Source organism: Methanomassiliicoccales archaeon (genome assembly GCA_038850735.1).
In the GTDB taxonomy this organism is placed as follows: domain Archaea; phylum Thermoplasmatota; class Thermoplasmata; order Methanomassiliicoccales; family JACIVX01; genus JACIVX01.
Genome location: JAWCLO010000002.1, coordinates 55,430 through 78,459, shown reverse-complemented (window position 1 = coordinate 78,459; position 23,030 = coordinate 55,430). Strand labels below are relative to the sequence as shown.

General features: G+C 43.0%; 25 protein-coding genes, 2 tRNA genes and 1 pseudogene. 15 read left to right on the top strand and 13 right to left on the bottom strand.

Annotation, left to right across the window (positions count from 1 at the left end; all coding sequences use genetic code 11):
* Positions 1–86 precede the first annotated feature (86 nt).
* The 3 genes from QW087_01815 to QW087_01805 are packed head-to-tail and all read left to right on the top strand — an operon-like array spanning position 87 to position 1,528.
* Positions 87–359, top strand: coding sequence for a hypothetical protein (locus QW087_01815; GenBank protein ID MEM2943461.1), 273 nt, complete (start codon positions 87–89; stop codon positions 357–359).
* A complete protein-coding gene (locus QW087_01810) occupies positions 360–869 on the top strand; it encodes a ubiquitin-conjugating enzyme E2 (protein MEM2943460.1) in 510 nt (169 codons plus the stop codon).
* Positions 866–1,528 (top strand): hypothetical protein, encoded by a 663-nt coding sequence (locus QW087_01805; GenBank protein MEM2943459.1) that lies wholly within the window; start codon positions 866–868, stop codon positions 1,526–1,528. The genes QW087_01810 and QW087_01805 overlap by 4 nt, the downstream gene beginning before the upstream one ends.
* On the opposite strand, the gene hxlB is transcribed toward QW087_01805, so the two are convergent.
* Positions 1,496–2,041 (bottom strand): 6-phospho-3-hexuloisomerase, encoded by a 546-nt coding sequence (gene hxlB / locus QW087_01800; protein MEM2943458.1) that lies wholly within the window; start codon positions 2,039–2,041, stop codon positions 1,496–1,498. The genes QW087_01805 and hxlB overlap by 33 nt on opposite strands.
* A 7-nt stretch (positions 2,042–2,048) precedes the next feature.
* On the bottom strand, positions 2,049–3,083 hold the full coding sequence (locus tag QW087_01795; protein ID MEM2943457.1) for a TIM barrel protein: 1,035 nt from the start codon (positions 3,081–3,083) through the stop codon (positions 2,049–2,051).
* A 329-nt stretch (positions 3,084–3,412) separates the two neighbouring features.
* Between QW087_01795 and QW087_01790 the strand changes: the two genes are divergently transcribed.
* From QW087_01790 to QW087_01760, 7 genes are all read left to right on the top strand, one after another.
* Complete coding sequence (locus QW087_01790) at positions 3,413–3,778, top strand: 50S ribosomal protein L18e (protein MEM2943456.1); 366 nt, start codon at positions 3,413–3,415, stop codon at positions 3,776–3,778.
* A gap of 4 nt (positions 3,779–3,782) precedes the next feature.
* Entirely contained in the window at positions 3,783–4,199 is a 417-nt protein-coding gene (locus QW087_01785) for a 50S ribosomal protein L13 (protein ID MEM2943455.1), read from the top strand.
* A gap of 4 nt (positions 4,200–4,203) precedes the next feature.
* Complete coding sequence (locus QW087_01780; GenBank protein ID MEM2943454.1) at positions 4,204–4,605, top strand: 30S ribosomal protein S9; 402 nt, start codon at positions 4,204–4,206, stop codon at positions 4,603–4,605.
* A gap of 7 nt (positions 4,606–4,612) precedes the next feature.
* Positions 4,613–4,804 carry a DNA-directed RNA polymerase subunit N gene (locus QW087_01775; protein MEM2943453.1) on the top strand — a complete coding sequence of 64 codons (192 nt, stop codon included), beginning with the start codon at positions 4,613–4,615 and terminating at the stop codon, positions 4,802–4,804.
* Between the two features lie 17 nt (positions 4,805–4,821).
* Positions 4,822–4,894, top strand: a tRNA-Pro gene (locus QW087_01770).
* Positions 4,895–5,093: 199 nt separating this feature from the next.
* On the top strand, positions 5,094–5,786 hold the full coding sequence (locus QW087_01765) for a TIGR00266 family protein (GenBank protein MEM2943452.1): 693 nt from the start codon (positions 5,094–5,096) through the stop codon (positions 5,784–5,786).
* A gap of 88 nt (positions 5,787–5,874) precedes the next feature.
* Positions 5,875–6,102, top strand: coding sequence for a hypothetical protein (locus QW087_01760; GenBank protein ID MEM2943451.1), 228 nt, complete (start codon positions 5,875–5,877; stop codon positions 6,100–6,102).
* 202 nt (positions 6,103–6,304) lie between these two features.
* Here QW087_01760 and QW087_01755 read toward each other — a convergent pair whose 3' ends face one another.
* From QW087_01755 to QW087_01735, 5 genes are all read right to left on the bottom strand, one after another.
* Positions 6,305–7,000, bottom strand: a complete 696-nt coding sequence (locus QW087_01755; protein MEM2943450.1) for a hypothetical protein — start codon at positions 6,998–7,000, stop codon at positions 6,305–6,307.
* Positions 6,997–8,973 carry an acetate--CoA ligase gene (acs, locus tag QW087_01750; GenBank protein ID MEM2943449.1) on the bottom strand — a complete coding sequence of 659 codons (1,977 nt, stop codon included), beginning with the start codon at positions 8,971–8,973 and terminating at the stop codon, positions 6,997–6,999. The genes QW087_01755 and acs overlap by 4 nt, the downstream gene beginning before the upstream one ends.
* A gap of 311 nt (positions 8,974–9,284) precedes the next feature.
* A complete protein-coding gene (locus tag QW087_01745; GenBank protein MEM2943448.1) occupies positions 9,285–9,653 on the bottom strand; it encodes a hypothetical protein in 369 nt (122 codons plus the stop codon).
* A 73-nt stretch (positions 9,654–9,726) separates the two neighbouring features.
* Positions 9,727–11,016 (bottom strand): FAD-dependent oxidoreductase, encoded by a 1,290-nt coding sequence (locus QW087_01740; protein MEM2943447.1) that lies wholly within the window; start codon positions 11,014–11,016, stop codon positions 9,727–9,729.
* Entirely contained in the window at positions 11,017–11,544 is a 528-nt protein-coding gene (locus tag QW087_01735) for a 4Fe-4S dicluster domain-containing protein (GenBank protein ID MEM2943446.1), read from the bottom strand. It lies immediately after the preceding gene.
* A gap of 290 nt (positions 11,545–11,834) precedes the next feature.
* On the opposite strand from QW087_01735, the gene cysK reads away from it, so the two are divergent.
* From cysK to QW087_01720, 3 genes are read left to right on the top strand one after another with little or no spacing between them, the layout of a single operon-like run.
* Positions 11,835–12,773, top strand: a complete 939-nt coding sequence (gene cysK, locus QW087_01730; protein MEM2943445.1) for a cysteine synthase A — start codon at positions 11,835–11,837, stop codon at positions 12,771–12,773.
* Positions 12,766–13,950 carry a M20/M25/M40 family metallo-hydrolase gene (locus tag QW087_01725; GenBank protein ID MEM2943444.1) on the top strand — a complete coding sequence of 395 codons (1,185 nt, stop codon included), beginning with the start codon at positions 12,766–12,768 and terminating at the stop codon, positions 13,948–13,950. The genes cysK and QW087_01725 overlap by 8 nt, the downstream gene beginning before the upstream one ends.
* Entirely contained in the window at positions 13,928–14,176 is a 249-nt protein-coding gene (locus tag QW087_01720) for a DUF2116 family Zn-ribbon domain-containing protein (protein ID MEM2943443.1), read from the top strand. The genes QW087_01725 and QW087_01720 overlap by 23 nt, the downstream gene beginning before the upstream one ends.
* Before the next feature lie 38 nt (positions 14,177–14,214).
* Here QW087_01720 and folP read toward each other — a convergent pair whose 3' ends face one another.
* Genes folP through larA form a run of 3 tightly spaced genes read right to left on the bottom strand, consistent with a single transcriptional unit; the run spans position 14,215 to position 17,745 of the window.
* Positions 14,215–15,390: a dihydropteroate synthase gene (gene folP, locus QW087_01715; GenBank protein MEM2943442.1), complete on the bottom strand. Its 1,176-nt coding sequence runs from the start codon at positions 15,388–15,390 to the stop codon at positions 14,215–14,217.
* Positions 15,387–16,502: a (Fe-S)-binding protein gene (locus QW087_01710; GenBank protein MEM2943441.1), complete on the bottom strand. Its 1,116-nt coding sequence runs from the start codon at positions 16,500–16,502 to the stop codon at positions 15,387–15,389. Before QW087_01710 ends, folP begins: the two co-directional genes overlap by 4 nt.
* Position 16,503: 1 nt before the next feature.
* On the bottom strand, positions 16,504–17,745 hold the full coding sequence (gene larA / locus QW087_01705) for a nickel-dependent lactate racemase (GenBank protein ID MEM2943440.1): 1,242 nt from the start codon (positions 17,743–17,745) through the stop codon (positions 16,504–16,506).
* 498 nt (positions 17,746–18,243) lie between these two features.
* Here larA and QW087_01700 point away from each other — a divergent pair.
* A pseudogene (locus tag QW087_01700) lies at positions 18,244–18,870 on the top strand (30S ribosomal protein S3ae).
* Positions 18,871–18,984: 114 nt separating this feature from the next.
* Positions 18,985–19,089 (top strand) — tRNA-Met (locus QW087_01695).
* Positions 19,090–19,548: 459 nt separating this feature from the next.
* Here QW087_01695 and QW087_01690 read toward each other — a convergent pair.
* The 3 genes from QW087_01690 to QW087_01680 are packed head-to-tail and all read right to left on the bottom strand — an operon-like array spanning position 19,549 to position 23,013.
* Entirely contained in the window at positions 19,549–20,343 is a 795-nt protein-coding gene (locus QW087_01690; GenBank protein ID MEM2943439.1) for a hypothetical protein, read from the bottom strand.
* A 12-nt stretch (positions 20,344–20,355) separates the two neighbouring features.
* Positions 20,356–21,867 carry a glutamate synthase-related protein gene (locus QW087_01685; protein ID MEM2943438.1) on the bottom strand — a complete coding sequence of 504 codons (1,512 nt, stop codon included), beginning with the start codon at positions 21,865–21,867 and terminating at the stop codon, positions 20,356–20,358.
* The gene (locus QW087_01680) at positions 21,868–23,013 is read right to left on the bottom strand and encodes a glutamine amidotransferase family protein (protein ID MEM2943437.1); all 1,146 of its coding nucleotides are present in this window, start codon (positions 23,011–23,013) and stop codon (positions 21,868–21,870) included.
* Positions 23,014–23,030 lie beyond the last annotated feature (17 nt).

Genomic DNA, 23,030 nt, shown 5'->3' with positions numbered 1-23,030 from the left:
CAGCGCATTATTGTTATTTACTTGTGGAAATTGGATATTCTCATCTGTGAGAATCGAATAATTAACTGTGATGAAAAGTTTTAATGGTGACTTTAGAACTTCCAACTGTCTGTGATATAATGTCGTTGAGGGTCAAAGTGCGAAATGCGGAGTCGGGTGCAACTGTTGAGATGGAACTAGAAAGCGAAAACACGATTGACGATATCATAGAGGGAGCCGCTGGCTATTGGGAAAAAGATGCAGGAGCGTATGTTTTGAGAAGAGGCAAAAGGCTACTGCGGGGACAGCAAACCGTGGCCGAAGCAGGTCTTCTGAACAATGATGAACTTGAACTGATACCAGATCCAGAGGGCGGATAAATGTCCCTCCCACCTGACATCTTGAAGGCAAGATTACTAAACGAGCTCAGTGTTTGTGCTCGTTATTTGAGACGCCCTATCGCGCTGCCTGACGGTGATCTCCGCTCTTTTCCTATTGAAATTGAAATTGAACTTAAAGGGGTTCCTGGACTTGTATTTACAGATGACGGAATAGAGACGCGGTATGAGCACCGTTTCAACATTCTGATCGGGAGAAATTATCCTTTTGAGAAACCTATGGTAAGGTGGAAGACGCCGATTTTTCATCCTAATATCATGATGCCAGATGACGGGGGTCATCTCTGCACAAAATTGCTGGATGAATGGAGCTTCAATTCAACACTGTTATCATTCATCAAAGGTATCGAAGCCCTTTTGATTTCGCCAAATCCTTCAAGTCCATTTGGAACTGAGAGTTGCACCGCAGCTGCGGCGTATTTCAATCATTCGAAGATAAGGATACCACCGATTGTCTATTCGCCTTTACCCAAAGTGGTGAAATCTGATTGAAAACTCCGCGTATTTTGAATGCGGAAAGCATCGAGATAGAGGAGAGAGCAGCACCACCCCTCGAGCGAATAAAGCCACACAAATGGTTAAGCGAGGAAGACTTGAGAGAGTACTCTACGCAGGAAAGGAATGGATTTGAATTGTACGTTTCGAGAATTGCCGAGGAGAAAATGAGGAATCATTCAATAAGATATGCTGGTGAACAAAAGGAGGCGATGGGGCTTCTTCTTGGATGGGTATACAAAGAGAATGGCAGAATCTATAGTCTCGTAAAGGATATCGTTACGACTGATCTCGAGTCAACGTTTGTGAACGTGCGATTTGACAGAGGGGCTTTCGAAAAATTATTCCAAGCGCTCGAAGATGCAGGGTTCAATTACATTGTTACGGGTTGGTACCACTCGCATCCAGGACATGGCTGTTTCATGTCCAGTACGGATCTCTATACCCAAAGGACGTATTTTGGTGATCGTGCCCATTCAGCAATTGTTATCGACCCCATGAATATGGAAATCAAGGCATTTTACCTTGAAGGGAAACGAATAAAAAATAGAATTTTTGCAATTTATTGGGATGAATACGAAAATCCATATTACGGAACTTGCGTAAGAAAAAAAGTAATTAAGTCAAACCCAAATCGCGTGTCGCCGACGGAGTGATGTCTCATTCTGATCCAGTTTTGACATCAAAAGAGGCACTATGCAGTCAAAGAATATAAATGCAGCATCTTCAAATAGCGTCCCAAGGGGTGCGAGTTTCTTGCGCTGTTCATCCTTTTTTGGCGAAATTTCCACAATAAGGTTTGCTGCCTGACCCAATTTTGAATGGATGTTGGAGGTTACAGCAATAACCTTTGCGCCGACTCTTCTCACGATGTTTGCTGTTTGAATTGCAGACATTGTTTCGCCCGTATTCGATACGATTATGACAACGTCCCGCTCTTCAACGATTGGTGTCGTCATCTCACCTATGAAATGAACGTCAAGTCCCATTTGGACAAGTCTTACTGCAAACCCTTGACCAACAAGACCAGATCGCCCTACTCCATAGATGAATACCTTCTCCGCGTTGATGATCGAATTAATAACTTCTTCTACAGTTTGTGGATCAATCTTCTCGAGCGTCTCGTGAACTTCTTTAGTGATATATGAAATTACATCGGTTAATTCCACGGCTATCTTACTCCTCGCACTCGGTCTTTTTCGCCTTACTGGATTTCATCAGTTTCTTCATGAGAGCCCTTTCAAAGATGACTTTCATGTACATTGCATCATGCTCGAGTAGGGGCGAACTCGAGATTATGGTGACATTGGGCATACATTCTGCCAAATAGTCTGCGAGCGGTTCAAATCTCAAATCGCCCTTTTTGATAGGAGTTACTCTTTTTTCATTTCCTCCTTCATGTTCTACGCCGGCAAAATGAACATAGTGATGCCCATTGACGTAACCGCTCGTCGAATCAAAAACCTCTGCGAAGTCTTGAGGCTCTCTCAGTATTCCATTCTCACGTGCATGGAGGTGTGCAAAATTCACGACGGGAACGATCTCTTTAAGTTCATCGCAAATATCCAAAATCTCTTCCAAACTTCCGAATACTTCTTGTCTCCCGCTAGTTTCAAGCCCGAGGGACGGTCTAATTTCCATATCTTTCCACCATTCAAGCAGTTTGTAGAGATTCGCCAAGACATTTTCACGCGCCTTTTTCTTACCCATTTCTCCATAAAGTCCAATATGGCTTACGACCATCTGTCCCTCTAACACATTCGTCATCGTAGCGGCCCATTTCATGCTATTGATGCTTTTCTCTGTCATCTCATTATTGCTTATGAGGTCCATGTAATACGGCGTATGCATTGATAGTTGAACGTCAAGTTCTTTACCCATTTTGCCCAGAATTGATAGTTCTTCGAAATTCTGTGCAAGACCCGATGCAAGTACAACCAAATCATCATCTGGTTTGATCTTTTCGAAAGGATCTACTATCATAATTTCCTTTTTGCCCTTTTTTCTCATTATGCCGACTACTAGATCATTTTCGAGCTTCATTGGCGTCGATCCTATTTCTTCTTCTTCTGGTGGACGATCAATGACGTTAACTCTTACCATTTGGATTTCCATTGCATTGAGACCTAGTGTATGCACGTCTTCAATACCGTCCTTTAAGGTTCTACCTTTGCAAGAAAGAGGAATCCCAGCCGGACCAAACCGAATCATTATGCGCCTCCGGGTATCGCAAGATTATGAAATAAGTCGTATTTAATTGTATCAAGATAGAATAAATTTTATCCGTCACTTTGATTAGTGATATATTAAGGATAATCCAACTTATGAACTGTCGGTGCTGATAGGTCCTCCTTTTTTAATTGCAATCAAAGTCAGTTCAAACTTTGGTTTTCAGACTAAAATTCAAGCCTACAGAATGTACTCGAAAGAACAAAACGCCGTGACCGATCGCCTGGAACGATTTCCACCAAATACGTGTGAGCAAAACTTTATAAAAGGAGTCCCCATTAAAGCCTTTTACCAATGTCGGGAGAGTCAGAATGATGAAGAAAATTAAGAAAACCGATCCAAATCTCGTTCTCCTCATAGAATCGCTGAAAAAGCACTCAAGGGAGAGGGATGTGGAAATCTGGCGAGACATTGCCGAGAGGCTTGAGAAGCCAAGAAGAAACTGGGCAGAAGTCAATCTCAGCAAGCTCGAACGGTACTCCGAGGAAGGATCTGTAGTCGTTGTTCCGGGCAAGGTACTCGGTGCTGGCAACATAACCAAGAAAGTGACAGTGGCTGCTTATAGATTCTCTTCATCAGCAGAAAAGAAGATTCGCGAAGCAGGTGGAAAGAGCATGACTATAGAGCAACTGATCAGCGAACATCCTGATGGTAGCGATGTTGTCATAATGGGGTGAGAAAATGGCAGTCATCAACGCTGAGGGACATGTGCTTGGAAGACTTTGTAGCAACATAGCAGAGAGACTACTGAATGGTGAAGAAATTGTCGTCGTTAATGCTGAAAAAGCTGTGATTGTGGGGAAAAAAGAAATGGTTTTTGCACAATATAAGCAGAAGAGAGAAAGAGGCAAGAATCTTCGCGGTCCATACTACCCAAGAAGATCAGATTTGATCTTGAAGAGGGTTGTTCGTGGCATGATTCCTTACAATAAGCCTAGTGGTAAAGAGGCATATCGTCGGCTTAAGGTATACGTGGGCATTCCAGAGGAATTCGCATCAGTTCCGATGGAGAAAATCGACGAAGCTGTCAAGCAGATCACTGGTAAGTTTGTAACTTTATCAGAAGTTTCAGGCTATCTTGGTTCTAATGTGAGGTGACCCGATGGTTGACATTATAAATACTACTGGTAAGAGAAAAACTGCGATCGCTAGAGCTGTGATCAGAAAGGGTTCTGGGATTGTCAGAATCAATAGCATACCGCTCAATATTTATTCACCCGAAATGGCAAGACTGAAAATCATGGAACCCCTAATCCTTGTGGGAGAGAAAGCATCAACAGTTGACATCGAGGTAAATGTTCAAGGTGGAGGTGTGATGGGGCAGGCGGAAGCGTCTCGAACGGCTATAGCGAAGGCTCTTGTTCAGTTTTTTGGAGATGAAGATCTAGCAAAGATGTTCAAACAATATGACCGCTCGTTATTGATCAGCGACCCGCGAAGAAAGTTGCCGAAGAAACCGCTCGGACGCGGTGCGAGGAAGAAGAGACAAAAATCTTACAGGTGATGCAGACATGATAATACCGGTAAGATGTTTTACCTGTGGAAAGGTCATAGGAAGTATATATCAGACATTCATCCGCAGAGTACAGCTTGGCGAAGACCCAAAACAGGTCCTCGATGATCTCGGTGTGAAGCGTTACTGCTGCCGGCGAATGATCATTTCTCACGCAGAATTGATCGATGAGATTATTCCGCTCGGTTAATTCTTCATCTTATCGATGGGTCCGTGGGGTAGCTTGGAATCCTCCCAGCTTGGGGTGCTGGTGACTCCAGTTCAAATCTGGACGGACCCATCTAATTGTATAGTTATCCAATTTGATTGCCCAATTCAATGTCAGGGCTTTTTGAGCAGTCAAATGGATATGATGTACTCATGGAATTTTCAAGTTTGAATCATAGAAAATATCTTGACAACTGTCACATTACTATGGTAGTTGGAGCCAGCTCAATCTGCCCAGAGTTATTTATATCCGTTATTCTTCTTGATATACCATGGATTATGAAATCAAATATAAGCCTTCATATTCTATGGTTGTTTTGAGATTAAGGGATGGAGAATCCGTTGTTGGTGAATCTGGCGCAATGACTTACATGACACCCAATATTGAAGTGAGAACAAGAGCTAGATCAGGTGTCCTAGGATCACTGGCATTGAAAGTCTTAGGTGGTCAGTCGTTCTGGGTTACTGATTTTATTGCAAGAGGTGGTCCTGGTGAGGTTGCTTTCGTTTCTGCACCTATAGGGGATATAGAACATATCAGACTTGAGGGTATGAGTGGCTGGATCATTCGAAAAGAATCATACGTAGCGTCTTCACCCACGGTCGATCTCGATATCAAATGGGAAGGGTTTACAAAAGGGCTCTTTGGTCAAGGATTGTTCATGATAAGGGCAACAGGTACAGGGGAGCTCTTCATTAATACGTTTGGAGCAATCGACAGGCATGTTTTAAGACCTGAAGAGGAACTAGTTGTTGATAATTTCCATATCGTTGCATTCAGTGATTCATGCTCTTACAGAGTTGAAAAATTTGGCGGCATCAAGGAGACTGTTCTGAGCGGTGAGGGCTTGGTCACGCGGATCAGGGGCCCTGGCGAAGTCTTGATACAGACAAAGAACCCGAGGGAATTTGCTGATTGGCTCTGGACGCTCATCGAGCCTCGTGTCCAATCGAGAGCTCGCTGACGTACAAATGCATCCAAGTCAGAATTCACTTGAGGAAGACCATTTATACCTATTGCTACAATATTGAAATCGCTGATGGGTGATAGCGGTGAGAAGTCTTGGCGATTATTTTGATGAGATGAGTGATGATCTTGATGAGATCCTGGAGAACATCGAGAAGGCTATGGATCTTATTGAGGAGGGACGAAGCAAGAGAGCACTCAGTATTCTCGCTGAAGCAAGGGACGCACTGGAAGAGTTTCTAGGCTATGAGGAAATCGAAGAAGAGGACTATGAAGAAGGCGAGGGGGATGAAGAGAACGAAGAAGAGGATTAGAGCTCTCACCCATAATTTTTTTATCCATCTCTGATTTTTTTATCACTAATTTCGATGAAGTATCCTCTAATAAGAGCAAAACAGATATCTACTGCCGGCTGAAAGATTAATTAAGGAATTTGGTTGCATTGTGATGCTCTTGCCGAGTAGATAACAGCTCAGCACGCTCCATCGAAGATCTCATTAAATGTCCCATACTTGATCAAGCTTCATCTTTCATTGCACCACTAAGGTGAATATCCTCATCCGTCATGTAGGATCCAAAAGCGAATTCATCTTTGATTTCATCTGTGATCCATGAAGGCACGAACAGGAGAGCCCGTTGGAACATTCTCCATTCATCGAGAGAGATCAAAAGTTGCGATTTCTTGATGGGAAAGATCCTGATGTCTTCTACGCCTTTTATTTGCGATAACCTGTCCCTTGCGAACTCTTCTGCTCTCTTCTGGGAATTCGAAACAAGAGAAACAAGAACATCGTAATCCCCAAGTAGGAAGCCAACAAATCCGATAAATGCGTCTTGGCTTGGACGAATATCCAGAACTTCTTTGTAAACTCTATAATATTCCGATGGTTTTGTTTTGATCATAATGCTATATCTTTTCGCCTTCTCGACCTTTTTCTTCGGTGTTGGCAAGAAAGCGAATTTAAGAAGAGGGAATGTTCTTGTGTCTACAATGTGCTTGCAACCCCCGATTTCATTTACCAGCAAATCTCCTACACTCTCGACGTCTTCAGCTTGAACAAAGAGCGAGACGAATGTTGCTTTAGACTGCATAGATATGAAAAGAGATTTGATACCCTTTCTCGGAGCATTCCCTACGCGTTCTTCAATGTACTTCCAAATTTCCTGGGCATCTTCCTTATTTCCTGGGTATAATCTTATTAATGCAATCATTTTATCAGCTCCCTCCTGGATGCAATTAACTTTTCAACAACCGAAGGATCAGCAAGCGTTGTCGTATCACCCAAGTCTTCCACCGAACCCGATGCAATTTTTCTCAAAATGCGTCTCATGATCTTTCCACTACGAGTTTTTGGGAGGGCACCCGCAAATTGGATTATTTCAGGCGCTGCTATTGGACCTACCTGTTGTCTCACATGCCCCACGAGTTCTCGTTTCAGCTCTTCACTTTCTTTCACACCCGTCTTCAATGTAACGAATGCGAAAATCGCTTCGCCCTTTATTGGGTGTGGGATCGGAACAACTGCAGCCTCTGCAACATCCTTGTGGCTTACTAGCGCGCTTTCAACCTCTGCTGCGCCTATTCTATGACCTGATACTTTTATGACATCATCCACCCGTCCCATAATCCAAATATCCCCATCTTCATCCTTTCTTGCCCCATCTCCAGTTAGATAGAACCCTGGGAATTTTGACCAGTAGATCTCTCTGAACCGTTCGTGTTGGCCATAGACGGTACGCATAATTCCAGGCCAGGGTTTCTTTATAACAAGATAGCCACCCTCATTCGTATCAGCCTCCGATCCGTCTTCTCTTAATATGGCTGGTTCAATACCAAAGAAAGGTTTTGTTGCACATCCTGGCTTGAGGGTAATTGCACCAGGTAACGGTGTAATCAAAACTCCGCCCGTTTCAGTTTGCCACCAAGTATCTACAATAGGACATCGGCCACCTCCGATCACGTTATAATACCATATCCAAGCTTCTGGGTTAATTGCTTCACCGACAGATCCCAACAGTCGCAAGCTTGATAAATCTCTTGAACGAGGCCAATGATCTCCCTCGCGCATTAATGAGCGAATCGCGGTTGGCGCTGTGTAAAAGATTGTTACTTTGAATTTTTCAATTATCCGCCAATATCTATCTGGAGATGGATATGTTGGAATGCCCTCGAACATAACCACGGTCGCGCCTGCGGCTAGAGGACCATAAACAATGTAACTATGACCAGTTATCCATCCAATGTCTGCAGTACACCAATACGTGTCTTCTTCGTGATAATCGAAAATCCATTTGAAAGTCAAAAGAACGTATAGAAGATAACCTGCAGTCGTATGCAAAACACCTTTAGGTTTCCCAGTCGATCCACTCGTATACAGAATGAAAAGCGGATCTTCTGCGTCCATTGGCTCGGCAGGACATTCACACTCAGATTCTTCCATCAACTCATGCCACCATAGATCTCGTCCCTCCTTCATTTCCACGGGTATCCCAGTCCGCCGCACGACAATCATTTTCTCAACGTATTCTTCCTTTGATATGGCCACGTCCCCATTGCTCTTAAGTGCTATGAGTTTTCCACCTCTGAACGAGCCATCTGCTGTTATCAGAATTTTACTATGACTATCTCTGATGCGATCCTTAAGAGATTCTGAACTAAATCCTCCGAAGATGACGCTATGTATGGCACCTATTCTCGCACAGGCAAGCATAGCAATAGGTAACTCAGGAATCATAGGCAGGTATATTGCGACTCTATCGCCCTTCCTGACTCCCATTTTCTTCAAAACATTTGCGAACTTGCATACTTCTGTCAGAAGCTGATGATAGGTATACACCTTTACATCATTTTCTTGCTCGCCTTGCCATATAATCGCAGCTTTGTTCTTCCGCCACGTTCTTGTGTGCCGGTCAAGGCAATTATATGAAGCGTTTAATTTCGCCCCTTTGAACCACTCTATTTTCAAATTTTCTGGATCCCAACTTAAAACTTCATCCCATCTTTTGAACCAATCGAGTTCCTTTGCCCATTTTTCCCAGAATCCGTTTGGATCCGAAATCGATTCATCATACATTTGCTGGTATTGCTCAATGCTCCCAATATATGCATTAAGGGCAAATTCCGGCGGTGGAGGAAAGCGTCTCTTTTCCTCCATAACCTTCTCGATAAACTTCGTTTGATTCATTTCGTTTCCCTCCAACATCTCCAAGAGCGTCAAAGATTATGACTGAAAGCTTTTCTAATTCGCAACATACCTAATATAGAATTAACAGTATTTAACTAATACGACAAGTGTCGAACAACTGTTGGGAGCAACTATACGAGTTTATATATGGTATGCTCATTTTGATCATCAGTTGCTGGCTTCGATTGATAATGAATTTTCTTTGTAAAGAATTGTCGTACCTGTGATAATATAACTTCTTGAATGCTCATTTAAATAATCGACAGAAAAGAGATTGGTGAACAAAACTTTCAAAATCAGATTTTTTCCTTTCAACAGTCTTCTGCTATAGAATTTCTCTTTTCTTTGTACACATCTTCTTCCTCGCTAGACGTCAGTACGATTCTGTATTCCTGTGGTTTTCCATCCATCTCAACCATTGGGAACTTTGCACTTTTGCGGATTTTATCGATGAAATCTTTGAAAAATTGAAGATCTTTGGAATCAGTATTTTCAGGAAACTTTACGTAAAATGCATGAATTTCTCTCGAAGAATCAAACCAATAGTCAATTTCGGCAGTGGCTAGTAATTTGACGAATTTTTCACGATCTTTTTTTCTCTTTGAGAGCTCTATTAGTCTTTCTTTCCATATGTCCCCGCATCTAACAATTGGAGTTTCAACGCCGAATATTTTCCACATGCTGAAGCCAAAATATTCTTACGATAAATAAAATATTCCGCGCGAACATCCTGTATTAGTCGTTGTTGGTTTGTCAGGCGGTTGCCATCTTGGTTGCATCACTCGCTATACCTAATCCCACCACTTTTGCATAATCGAGATCCTCACTAAGCAGCAATTCCTTGAATTTCGAGACATTTGCCCTATTCTTGATCAGACCTGTTAAAATTCCAGCTGCTTCAACTGCACCTATTGAAATTGCGCCAACAATTATTCCGTCCTTCAATACCAATTTTCTGTAAAATTTCTTATCCGGAACCGATCTGCTTATAATCTCGTATCCACCGTCCTTTGCCCTAGGTCTGGTGAGGCCGACTGCAATTGAAGCGAGACCGAATAGGTCCACAGAATTCATCGCTATGCCACCATTGTATTCGACATCGGCTCCTGCCATGTTTTGGCCAGCAATTTGGCCTTGTTCTACTGCATTTGGCCAAATAGCATGAACATATCTCTCGCCCGTGATGAAATCCTTGGCTTCTGCAACATCTCCTGCCGCGTAGATATTTTGTACATTTGTTCTCATATGAGCGTCTACCAGAATGCCATAATCTGTCTGGATGCCAGCTTCCTTGGCAAGACCGATATTTGGCCGTACACCCTTTGCGAAGATAACAATATCACAGGATAGCTTCTGGCCTGTTGATAATCTCACAGCTTCTACTTTATTATCGCCACAAATCTCCTCAACATTTGTTTCTGTAAGAATTCTAATTCCGTTCTCTTCGAGTTGTTTTCTCAGGATCTCTGCCCCTTCTTTATCCATTGTCTGTGACATTATTTGAGGAGAGGTGACTATTACCCATACTTCCATGCCTCGAGCATGAAGTGCATCAGCTGCCTTGAGGCCAACCAGTCCGCCACCCATGATCACAGCTCTTTTTCCAGCAGAGGCTGCTTCGGATATTTTGCGTGCATCTTCGTATGTTCTCAGCACAAAAACCCCTGGTTTATTGTTTCCTGGGATATCGTAAACTACAGGCGATGCGCCGGTTCCGATCATCAACGATGAATATCCTATCTTAGTTCCATCATTGAGCACAATATAATTCTCGTTCGGAAAGATCTTCACGGCTTTTTTTCCGAGAATTGGGGTGACATTCTTTCTTTCATAGTAATCCCTGGGTCTAAACAATATTTTTTCATCGTCGACATGGCCAGCGATGTAATATGATGTGAGACAGCGAGAATAAGTGTGCATTTTTTCTTCCGAAATAATGGCTATGGTCCCCCTCTTGTCGATTCTCCTTATGCCCTCGACGCATCCTATTCCTGCGGCGCTATTTCCGATTATTACGTATTTGAATTGAAAATCCAAAGGCATCTATTCACCCCATTCAGGAATCTCCTCTTCTCTTAAAAAAATAATAGCACCAGTCTTACACGCCTCCACGCATGCGGGCGTTTCTCTATGGGGACATAAATCGCATTTCACTATAATCTTGTTCTTTACATCCCGCTTTATCGCGCCAAATGGGCAAGCCATGATGCACATCCAACAGCCGACACATTTATCTGGATTATGTACAACAACGCCTTCATCGTTTTTCATAAGAGCCCCCGACATGCATGCTTCGACGCATTTTGGATCGTCACAATGTCGACATCGTATTGGATAAGCTTTTCCTGTCTTAATATCATTCCTTGATTGACCCTTTATTGGTTTTAATTCTTCACACTCTGTCGGATCAGAAAAAGTGGGTTTAATTGCGATGCGGGAAACCGGTTTATTAGTATCCGCGGTAATTCTTTCTTCAGTTCTTAATTTCTGAGAATGCTCGCGTGCGCACGCAACTTCACAGGATCTGCAGCCAATGCACTTATCGAATTTCACTACAACCCTTTTTTTCAACCTAAGCTACCTCCCTTCGCAAGACAAGAGTTTCATGCTGAGTTCGGAATTGGCTGAGGTTAATTAATGTTGTTATCTTTAATTCTTTCGCGAAAGTGCTCGGGCAATCTTTACGAAATTTGCGATAACATATCGAGAATCGTACTCAATTGAAACAAGAAAAGATGCTTACCCTGTCCATAATTGGAAGATATTCGCATTTAACATCAATAATGTCATCAATAGAAATATTTAGAAAAATGTCTTCATGGAAATGCTAATTGAGATCTATCTGCAGGTCCGTGATTTAAATGGAAGCTGTCAACAATGTATTGGAATTACGAGGCAATACGCCCATGGTAAAGCTGAACAAAGTTGCACCAGAAGGGTCTGCTGGAATTTTTGCAAAGCTAGAATATTTTAGCCCCTCGGGAAGCGTCAAAGATAGAATTGCCGCCTTCATGATCGAGCAGGCAGAGAAACGAGGAGAGCTTAAACCAGGATACCGCATAGTAGAGGCAACCACCGGGAACACAGGGATTGCATTCGCGCTAGCTGGTGCTGTCAAGGGTTATTCTGTGACAATTGTTATGCCAAAGGGCATGAGCGATGAGCGGAAGAAAATACTAAGGGCTCTTGGTGCAGAAATTATCTATGCTCCCGGCTCGGAGATCGATGTTGATAAATGCGTAGAAATCGTCGAGCGGATACGAGAGTCAGATCCTAAGGTATGGGTTCCAGGGCAGTTCACCTCGATGGATAACGTAATCGCCCATGAAATGACAACAGGTCCTGAGTGTATCAAACAAGTTGGTCAAGACATTGATGCCTTCGTTGCAGGTATAGGCTCTGGGGGCACCTTGATGGGTGTTGCAAGATACTTTAAAAAAATAGGTATAAATGCGGAGATTGTAGCGGTTGAGCCTGAGGAGTGCTCAGTAATTAGAAAGGGAAAGAAGGGACCGCACAGAATTGAGGGAATTGGCGATGGTTTCATACCCAAAATCGTTGACACGGAACTAATAACGAGGGTTGAACTTGTGAGCGACGAAGAGGCAATCCTCATGGCGAGGAGATTGGCAAGAGAAGAAGGGATCATCTGTGGAATTTCTGCTGGTGCAAACGTTGTCGCAGCGATTAGAGTTGCAAAAGACTTAGGGAAGGGGAAGAAGGTCATTACTGTTATTCCAGATACCGGAATGCGATACTTCTCCACAGATCTTTTCAAGGGATGTGGAAATGATGAATGAGGGCTCTGACAATTTAATCGACTTGTTGAAGAAACTCGTCTCAATAGAAAGCGTCAATCCAAGTCTAGCACCATCCGGTAAAGGAGAAGAAGAAATTGCAACTTTCATTGGTGATTATCTCAGCTCGATAGGTGCTAATGTTAAGATGCAGAAGGTAATTGATGCGAGGAGTAATGTCATCGGCGTCCTGCAAGGCGAGGAGGATAAAGGCAAGTTACTAATAGTTGCTCATATGGACACCGTTGGCGTAGATTCGATGATCATTCCACCTTTTGAACCAACAATTGAGGGCAATAGACTTTATGGCCGCGGGTCTGCCGATGACAAGAGTGGAGTAGCTATCGCACTCGAGGTTCTTACTCGGTTGTCAAAAAAGCGCCACTTCAAAGGAGAATTGATTTTTGCGGCGACGGTTGATGAAGAATTTGAAGCAAAGGGAATAGAAAAACTTGTTGCTGATATCAAGGCTGACGCAGCTATAGTTATGGAACCTGTTGATCTCAAAATCATCATCGCGCATAAGGGATTTCTGTGGCAGGAGTTCATTGTAAAGGGAAGGGCAGCACATGGAAGTGACTTTATCGGAGGAATTGATGCGATTTTCAATGCATCTAGACTGATCAATGAGATCGTTAAACTCAATGAAACGCTTATGCGGAAATGTCATCCACTTCTCGGTGCTGCATCCCTGCACGCATCAGAGATACATGGAGGAGAGGGATGGTCAACATATCCTTCCAAATGCATCCTAAAAGTTGAGCGACGCACACTCCCAGACGAAACGGAGCAATCGATTGAAATGGAGTTTGATGCTATTGTAAGAAAATTGGAAAGTGAGGGAATCGTCATCGATACTGAGAAAAAATTTTTCAGACCTGCCACCGAGATTTCTCGCAATGAAAGAATAGTTCAAGCCCTAATCGAAGCCTTCACAGATTTGGGCATTACCCCTCAGGTGAGCGGTATGGCGCCATGGCCTGAAGCCGGGGTCTTAAATCTCTCTGGAATACCTTCTGTTGTTTTCGGCCCTAGCGGTTGCAAGGGTCATGAAGCTGGGGAGTTTGTGGAAATCGATAGCGTCTTGAAGTGTGCAGACATCCTCGAAAGGGCTGTTGAGATGTTTTTTGCATCGGATCGAATTACCAGGCGTTTAAATGTCTCCGATAGACTTAAGTAAAACGCTGCAAATCGAGGTGATTGCCGTGTCAATTCCTCTCCCTCCACATACCCATTGTCAAAACTGTAATTCGCCCATACCTGATGATATGAAATACTGCTCCGATGAGTGCAAGGTGGCGTATGAAGGGAAAATAAAAAAAGAAAGAAAGCATCTCATAATCCTTTATGTTGTTGCTATTTTAGTTGTAGTAATTGTTGGTGTGATTAGTTACCTTATGGCGTGAGAAAAAATCGAAAGGGAATCCTAAGAGGCTACAAAATTCTATTTCGAACAGCTTGACTTGAACACAGCATCAACGAGTCTGCAGACTCTCACAGTTTCCTTTACGTCATGCACTCTCAGGATATCTGCTCCATTCATTACTGAGATAGCCGCAGAAGCTAGAGAGCCCTCGAGCCGCTCCTCCTTTGGCAAATCGAGGATTTTTCCGATGAATGTCTTTCTCGAAGCTCCAACGAGGATTGGACGACCTAGACAACGAAGTTCTTTGAGCCGCCTAAGGATCTCAAGATTATGCTCTGTTTCCTTACCAAAGCCTATTCCAGGATCGATGATGATTTTTCGAGTATCAACGTCTCTCTTTTCTGCCTCTTTCATACTCTTTGCAAGGAAATATGCAATTTCTCCGATTACGTCTTCATAATGGATATTCAATTGCATTGTTTGAGGATCTCCAAGCATATGCATGACTATGACAGGCACCCCCATTTCGCTAATAACCTCAAGCATTTGGGGATCTCGGAGCCCTGATACGTCGTTTATGATTTCCGCACCGAGTTCAATAGCTTTCTCCGCAACACGAGGTTTCCGCGTATCTATCGAAACTGGGATCGATATGCACGGAACGATCTCCTGAAGAACTGGCATGACTCTTTGAAGTTCGATGTTTTCAGGAACTGGGGTTGAGAATGGTCGTGTAGACTCGCCGCCGATATCTATGATGTCAGCGCCTTCATCAACCATTTCAAAGACCCTTCTAACGGCTTTTTCTTTATCGATATACGTTCCGCCATCAAAAAAAGAATCAGGAGTCACATTAAGGATACCCATTACAAGTGTTCTTTCAAACGATAGCTGATGTCTCATAAGTGGGACTGGTGCCACTTTAGACGATTTGAAATTCTTCAGGGCAATGTTGATATGTGCAATCACTTCATTATCAGCGTGATGATCAAGCATTTCACGATAGGCGCTCGGGGAGCCAATCATAAGATACCTGAAAAATTTTCTAGATCTGCTTTTTCCAACCACACAACTATGCGTTCTTGCGATTTTCTCGAATTCACTAGAGCTTGGTAGCTCTCTCTCGTCCTCTACAAAACAGAATATTAGGCCATCTACATCCTCAACATCTTTTATACAATTTTCAAAGCCAAGCCGGGATAATTCATCTTGAGCTTCGCAAAGGGATGCATAAGACCTTATGCGAGCGATCATGTTCTACCTTTTAACAACAAATCTACAAATTCCACGAGATCTATAACCTTTACAGTTGCTTGAGTCAATTCTTTTCCCATGCTGAGATTATTAACGCAAAATGGGCATGATGTAATGAGGTATTCTGCGAAACTAGCTTCCGCAACTCTTCGTGCTGCTATCTTTGCGGACAAGTCAGGAAAGGCAGATCTCACTCCGCCTCCACCACCGCAGCATCTCGCAGTGTCCTTACTCCTTGGCATCTCCTTGTAAATGAGTTGTGGTATCATAGATAGGACTTTTCTCGGCGGATCGAAAACGCCGCAGTGTCTTCCAAGATGACATGGATCGTGATAAGTGGCTGTAGCGCTCAAGGGAAGTAACTTCAAATCTCTTTCAGACAGGAATTCAGAAACGTGCTTGACTTTGAAATTGATTTTTAGAAATTTTGGATATTCTTCCTTAAACATACGATAGCAACCAGCACACGAGAAAATCACTTCATCAGCGCCACTTGCTTCTATTGCCTTCAGGTTTCTCTCCATGAGTGATATGAGGTCATCTTCATTCCATCCTATTCTCTGCATAACGCTCCCGCAACACACCTCATCGAGCAATGTGAAATTTACACCTAGTTTATGCAATAAGGAAACTGTCGCATCAGCGCTTTTTCTATTTCTGTACGCTGAGGTGCAGCCAATGAAATACCCCACTTCCGCGTTTCTCGGTTTTATACCAATCCGTTGAGCTACCGAATCCCGCTCACCATAAGGATTGCCGTAGGACAGAATATTGGTGATCACTTTTTTATGAGACGGCAAAATGATTCCGTTAGCTACGAGATCCTTTCGGGCATTTTCAACAACTTCAACCACCTCTATGCTAGACGGGCACCTTCTCTCGCAGTCTTTGCAAGTGGTGCATTGGAAGAGCGCCTCAACAACCGACGGATCAGCAGGTATCTCCTTTTGCAGCAAACCGTACGAGAGGATCATTCGCCCCCTTGCCACGCTGGGATCCCAACCGACACCCTCAAAAACAGGGCAGACACTCTTGCAGAAGCCACAGTATGTGCAGGTCAAAAGGGTCTTCAATTTGCTTCTTAGATGTTGTGCTTCAATTATTTCAGCCATATTAACTCACCTTTGGGACAGTCACACTGCCATCCATCAGGACAAGGAACTTTGCATCTTTATTCACGTTGAGGGCTGCATCGATGGCAGATTGAACGCTATTGAAAGGCGTTATATTAGCTTTTCTCAGCAGATCAGGATCGAGATCCGTCACCGCAAATAACTGGGATTCTAGAAGCATCTCAGCGATTTTCGCAGCCTTATGATAGCCGAGCTTGTAGTCCTTCGATAGATTCTCCAGGATCTTATGGGGGTCGTCGGAAAGAGTGAGCTGTTTGTAAAAAGTATCATGTCCCACACCGGATCGACACTGGGAGACAAGGATTATTATCCCACCTTTGTTGAGCGCCCATTTGGCATTGTCAAGGGCTTTTTGGGATTGATATAAATCGACATCCATTGGATATGGGGCCACGCTGACGATAACATCAGCCTTGGTCTTGATAGGCACTACAAATACCTCGTTCGCCCATTCGACTGCTTGTCTAAATGCAATGTTGAGGTCGCCCGCTGCAGCACGGTAGACTCTTTGGTGTCTATCAAGGACAAGCTGAATTGAAAAAAATTTTTTTAGATCTAATGCGGATAAAGCATCCATCATATCTTCGTGGACGGGGTTGCCTTCGAGGGCAAGAATCTTAGCTTCTGGGCGCATGGCGAGCTTATGGTTCTGTTCAATCGTTTCATAAGCGGCAAGACCCGGAAAAAAAGACTTTCGCCCGCCCGTGTAACCAGCAAAATAATGCGGTTCCACGCTGGTAATTACGATTAAACGGTCTGCGTCGATAACAATGCGATTCAACCACATTTCTGTTCCATTCTTCGACCTTCCGATGTAGACCATTTCGTCCTTCTTTGAATCATGGGAGTGTATCTTTTGCGCGAGTCTTTCGAAATGCCGTCCAAAGATGAAATTGTACTCTTCTGGCGTTGGTGATCGATGGCTCCCTGTTGCGATGAGGTACTTCGCCGCCTCAAGATCCATAATCTCATCCAGTACGTCAAGTACCTTAGACGTAGGGGTCGGTCTTGTCGCATCGTTCACGATAAAAACGACGTTCTTGGCACCAGATAGGAATTTCTCGAGGCAAGGAAGATTGATAGGAGAGTCGATTGCGCCTTTAATCGTTTTTCTTTCGTCGTGGACGTCAACTTCATTTGGACAAATTATCCCCATGAAATTGTTGTCAGGTATCTCAAATTCCTGTTTACCGCACCTGCCGTATGGTATAGAAATCTTCATAGTTGATCGCTGAGAAATAGCTGATCGTTCTAAAAAAAATTGCCTCATATAATTCGGTTATTCGCAAAAATATAATTGCAATTATTCGGTTTTAGAATTTTTCTTAGCTAATTTCGGAAATATATGATGAAAGCATTCAAATTTCATTAATTTAAATATGGCATATTTCTCAGCCCTTATACTATACGTTGACCTCCCGTATATCGAAACTCAAAGTGAAAGATCATAAGAAATGAACATATCTTAAGCGATAACAATCTTTATTTGAATTTGTTAAATATTTATCATTTGAAATTTGTCAAAATTTCGGTTTGACCTCATTATATTATTTATGCAGGATGCATACAAAAGTAGTTTCTTATTAAATTCGCCACACCTCGCTAACTTGAAAGATATTAATGTAGAGAAGTTTTATTGTCTCTCTTAATTACCAGAGGATAAACTGTTGGCAAACTTATTAATATAAAGACTCATTTCGGAACTTGCCCAAGGCGGAGGATGTTAATGGTCTCGAAAAAAACGAAAACGGCGACCAGAAAAGTTAAGGATCGATGGAAAGCAAAGGAGTGGTACAAGATTTACGCTCCAAAAATGTTCAATGAGATGCAAATAGGTGAAACTCCTGCGGCGGATCCCAGTTTGCTAATGGGCAGAACCACAGAGGTAACTGTCCACGACCTTACTGGCGACTTTTCGAAGATGCATGTCAAGCTTAAATTTAGAATAAGTGAAATCAATGGTTTTGATGCAAAAACTGTATTTGTTGGCCAGGACTTAACGAGTGATTATGTGCGCCGATTAACTAGACGCCGAAGAACCAAGACGGATCATGTTGTTGATGCGAGAACGAAAGACGGTTATTTGGTGCGTATTAAGCCAATGAGCGTTACGGAAAAGAGAATCCAATCGTCTCAAGAAACGGCAATTAGGGCGATAATGACTGATACCATCAATAAGCTGGTAGGAGAAATGACGATTTCAGACCTGGTTCGCTCCATAATATCGGGAGATTTGGCGAAAGAGCTCTCCAAAGCTTGTAAAATCATAGTGCCGATAAAGAGGATGGAGATTCGTAGGACTGAGGTTCTTGAAATGGGAACGCCGATTCCAGAGACTGCTCTATCTGAAGCTGCCGCGGAAACACATGTATCTGTAACTGGTGGATCAGAGCAAACTACAGCGGATGTTACCCCCCAATCTGCAGATAATGCTTCGGCACCGAATGAAAAAGAACTCAAAGCCGGGGTGGCTCAGCCTGGTGGAGCGTCGGACTCATAGGGTCTTTACTTCGTGATGACCACCAGGGATATCCGAAGGTCACGGGTTCGAACCCCGTCCCCGGCACCGCTTTTCTCAACTTGTGGATTCTATCTGTAGGAGTAAATTATCAGTCGTATTTTTGCCAAAATCCGAGAGTCCTTGCAGCTTTAGATAACAAAATTTTCGTGAAAGGACATAATCTCGTAGATTGAATGTGGCACAAATGTTTGATCAGTGCTTTTATCGCATTATGATTACAATATTGACGATTCATGATGAAACTCTTGAAAATTGAAGGTTTTTGCACAATGAATGCAAAGTTCGAGGCATTAGGATAAGTGTATTCTTGTGTTAATCCTAACCCTTATTCCCAAAGTTGTTTTCCTCCGACTGGTAGTACGATATCGAGACAGTGTGATTCATCGATTTTTGCATGAACTATTAGCATGAACTGATTGAATAGAATTTCGTGGCGAAAGATAATCAAGCTGATAGCTTTTTACGTACTATTGGATATCATCGATTTTATTTATTTGCCCAAAATTAATGATATAATCTTCTAAATGGTCTTGAAGAAGAAGGAATTATTTTTGTAAATCTATCGCTCATTATTTTATCTACTGATATTCTTTTGTCAAAGTATTTCAGATAATCGCTAACTAGCTCTTCGATCAATCGAAGGTCAAATTCACTAGCTTCAGTAACGCATCCCGCCATATTCCCAGATTGCCTAATGACACCTCTGATGAAGATTTCACCACCGTGCATGCCTATGCCCATGTGTTTCACATCATTGAAATTGCTCTTACCTATATTCAGAAGTATGATTCTTCCTCCGGCCATATACTCTCCGAGAAAGTCACCAGCGCATCCACCTATGAGTATCGTGGGATTCTTATTACCATATTGTTTCAAATGAACGCCAGTACGAAACCCAGCATTGCCCTCTATGAATATTTTTCCTCCCCTCATGGAATAACCAGTTACATCCCCAGCATCTCCGTGTATAATGATCAGTCCATTATCCATCGTGTTTCCACTTCCGTCTTGTGCATTGCCGTAAACATGTATTCGCGGTCCGTTCATAAAGGCCCCTAGATCGTTCCCTGGTATGCCGTATATCTTAATCTCAGTGGATTCTTTTAGTCCTGTTCCGATGTATCTCTGGCCGTACACGTTGTAGATTTTTATTTCTTCAATTCCGCCACGTTCAAGTTCTTTAAGAAGAGCATTCAACTGTCTGTAATGCATTCCATTTGCGTCTATGCTAGCTGAATTTTCATCAATTTTCAGCACACTACCTGCAGAAGCGATTTCTGTGTTGTGCTTTCCGAACACCAAAATCACCTATCAATTTCCTGCGGCTCTTATGCCGAGGATCTTAAGTTCATGGTCCTGTAAACCAACACCTCTTAATTGCTCACGATTACCACGAAGACTCTCAATTGAATCCATCCCCATTGCACCCAACAATTCTTTTATTTCTGCATTCCATGCATTGATGAGATTGACGAGCCTTTGACTTGCCTCTTCTGGATTCAATCTTACTACCAGTTCAGGTCTTGTAGTAGCGATACCCCACGGACATTTCCCGGTATTACATTTTTGGCAGAGGGTGCACCCCATTGCAACAAGTGCTGCCGTACCTATATAGACAGCATCTGCACCAAGGGCGATTGCTTTCAGTATATCTCCGCTGCTTCTGATGCCACCCGCGGCTATGATCGAGACTTCATCTCTTATTCCCTCTTCCCTGAGTCTCTCATCTGACGCGGCGAGTGCCAGTTCAACGGGGATGCCCACGTTGTCTCTTATCACTTTGGGTGCAGCTCCCGTTGAACCGCGCACACCATCCAAGACAATAATATCGGCTCCAGCACGCGCAATACCGCAAGCAATAGCAGCTGAATTATGTACTGCGGCTATTTTTACGGCTATCGGTTTAGTATAATCGGTTGCCTCCCTTAAAGCGCAGATTAGCTGATTTAAGTCTTCAATTGAATATATGTCGTGGTGGGGAGCGGGTGATATAGCGTCTGTTCCAGCTGGTATCATCCTCACAGTTGCGACATCTTCTGTAACTTTTTCACCAGGTAGGTGTCCGCCAATTCCAGGTTTAGCCCCTTGGCCAATTTTTATTTCGATGGCGGATCCTATATTAAGGTAGTTCAAATCAAGACCAAAGCGCCCGGATGCAACTTGTACAACGGCGTGTTTTCCATATCTGTGAAGTTTTGGATGGAGTCCACCTTCACCGCAATTAAATAATGTACCGCATTCCATAGCAGCTCTTGCCAATGTCTCTTGAACATTCAAATTCACAGCACCGTAAGACATAGCAGCGAACAGAATTGGCGTTTCGAGGCAAAGCTGTGGATAAAATCCTGATGCCAAGCATGTCTCCCCGCCATCATATTCATACTCCATTGATTGCGGCTTTCTGCCTAAGTAGGTTCTTATCTCTATCGGCTCTCTTATCGGATCTATTGGGGGATTCGTAACTTGGCATGCATTCAACAGGATGTTATCCCAATAAGTTAAATAGGGTTTATCAGTTCCCATACCACTCAAAATTACGCAGCCAGATTCGGCTCTTTTTTTGATGTCGATAATTGTATCATGAGTCCAATGGAAATTGCTTTTGTATGCATTTGGATTATTTCTGACGGAAATCGCTTTCACGGGACAAAACACAACACACCGCAGGCAATTAACACAATGTTCGTCACGACTCAAGATCTTGTTTTCCTTTACATCACGATAATGCACATTGTAAGAACATTGTCCTATACAGATTCCACAATCTGTGCACTTAGAATAATCCCTTTCGATAGAGTACTCCGAGATTAGATGGCTCTTCACTTAAACCAACACCGCCCCTTCTATTGAGGAAGTCTCTGGAACAAACAATCGATTAGATCTCACGGCAATCAATTCTCCGCCAGATGGTCGCTGGATTGAATCTAGTACAGGAGATATGAGGCGAATCGCAGATTCCTCTGTGGAAACATAAAAGACATTATCCTTTTTACCTGCAACCAATGGTCTCAGCTTCTTCCGATCTGTTAGACCGATCATCTCACCGTGGTGTCCTACCACAATTGAAAAGGGACCATTTAGCATCAAGCTAGCATACATAATTCTGAGTGTGGTCAGCAGCGTTCTCTTTCTTGTTTCCATTAGATCGATTTCTGTCCAATACGGTGGTGCCATGACTCTTGCTACAAGACTCATTGGCAGTTTACTTCTTCTGCTCAGGAGATCAAACGCGTATGTGATTACTTCAGTGTCAGTGTGCATAGTGCATTTGTATCCATGTGCCTCTAGATAGCGTCGATTTGTTCCGTATGATGAGAGTTCGCCGTTATGAGCTACAGACCAATCCAAAAGACTGAATGGGTGAGCTCCTCCCCACCACCCTGGCGTGTTTGTTGGAAATCTAGCATGGCAGATCCACATGTAGCCACGATATTCATGAAGACAGAAGAAGCTAGCAATATCTTCAGGAAATCCGATTCCTTTGAATACTCCCATATTCTTTCCGCTTGACATCACAAATGCACCATCTATGCGAGCGTTTATTCGCATGACTGCTTCAACAACTAAATCATCCTCCCCCATTTTTCCTAATTTATCTGCAAATATGCTTGGTTCAAGAAAGTATCTCCAAAAAATAGGAGCTTTGCCAATTGCGTGATTATTCTCTATTGGAATTTCCTCGCTCATTAATATTCGGAAATTTTTCGACAAATACTTTTCAGTTATCTTTTTTGCATATGAATTTGTATACATCAAATGCATTGCATAATCATTTTTGAATTCTGGATATATGCCATATATTGCAAATCCGGCCCCTAATCCATTTCCACGCTCACGCATCAATGAGATCGCTCTTACGGGATCTGCTGAGCCAAATCTTTCCTCGTCAAGATTGATAACTCCAAATAATGCACAGGAGCTGATTATTTTATCAGGAAACTGTCTTTTACAATCCAATTTGCCACTCATCTATACCACCTCATAGT

Excerpts from the sequence above, each read along its gene's own strand:
- QW087_01810 (MEM2943460.1), top strand. The coding sequence starts at position 360 with ATGTCCCTCCCACCTGACATCTTGAAGGCAAGATTACTAAACGAGCTC.
- QW087_01720 (MEM2943443.1), top strand. The coding sequence starts at position 13,928 with ATGTCTCCGATAGACTTAAGTAAAACGCTGCAAATCGAGGTGATTGCC.
- QW087_01790 (MEM2943456.1), top strand. The coding sequence starts at position 3,413 with ATGATGAAGAAAATTAAGAAAACCGATCCAAATCTCGTTCTCCTCATA.
- QW087_01795 (MEM2943457.1), bottom strand. The coding sequence starts at position 3,083 with ATGATTCGGTTTGGTCCGGCTGGGATTCCTCTTTCTTGCAAAGGTAGA.
- QW087_01755 (MEM2943450.1), bottom strand. The coding sequence starts at position 7,000 with ATGATTGCATTAATAAGATTATACCCAGGAAATAAGGAAGATGCCCAG.
- QW087_01765 (MEM2943452.1), top strand. The coding sequence starts at position 5,094 with ATGGATTATGAAATCAAATATAAGCCTTCATATTCTATGGTTGTTTTG.
- QW087_01785 (MEM2943455.1), top strand. The coding sequence starts at position 3,783 with ATGGCAGTCATCAACGCTGAGGGACATGTGCTTGGAAGACTTTGTAGC.
- QW087_01740 (MEM2943447.1), bottom strand. The coding sequence starts at position 11,016 with ATGCCTTTGGATTTTCAATTCAAATACGTAATAATCGGAAATAGCGCC.
- QW087_01680 (MEM2943437.1), bottom strand. The coding sequence starts at position 23,013 with ATGAGTGGCAAATTGGATTGTAAAAGACAGTTTCCTGATAAAATAATC.
- QW087_01725 (MEM2943444.1), top strand. The coding sequence starts at position 12,766 with ATGAATGAGGGCTCTGACAATTTAATCGACTTGTTGAAGAAACTCGTC.
- larA (MEM2943440.1), bottom strand. The coding sequence starts at position 17,745 with ATGAAGATTTCTATACCATACGGCAGGTGCGGTAAACAGGAATTTGAG.
- QW087_01780 (MEM2943454.1), top strand. The coding sequence starts at position 4,204 with ATGGTTGACATTATAAATACTACTGGTAAGAGAAAAACTGCGATCGCT.
- cysK (MEM2943445.1), top strand. The coding sequence starts at position 11,835 with ATGGAAGCTGTCAACAATGTATTGGAATTACGAGGCAATACGCCCATG.
- folP (MEM2943442.1), bottom strand. The coding sequence starts at position 15,390 with ATGATCGCTCGCATAAGGTCTTATGCATCCCTTTGCGAAGCTCAAGAT.
- QW087_01745 (MEM2943448.1), bottom strand. The coding sequence starts at position 9,653 with ATGTGGAAAATATTCGGCGTTGAAACTCCAATTGTTAGATGCGGGGAC.
- acs (MEM2943449.1), bottom strand. The coding sequence starts at position 8,973 with ATGAATCAAACGAAGTTTATCGAGAAGGTTATGGAGGAAAAGAGACGC.
- QW087_01710 (MEM2943441.1), bottom strand. The coding sequence starts at position 16,502 with ATGGCTGAAATAATTGAAGCACAACATCTAAGAAGCAAATTGAAGACC.
- QW087_01775 (MEM2943453.1), top strand. The coding sequence starts at position 4,613 with ATGATAATACCGGTAAGATGTTTTACCTGTGGAAAGGTCATAGGAAGT.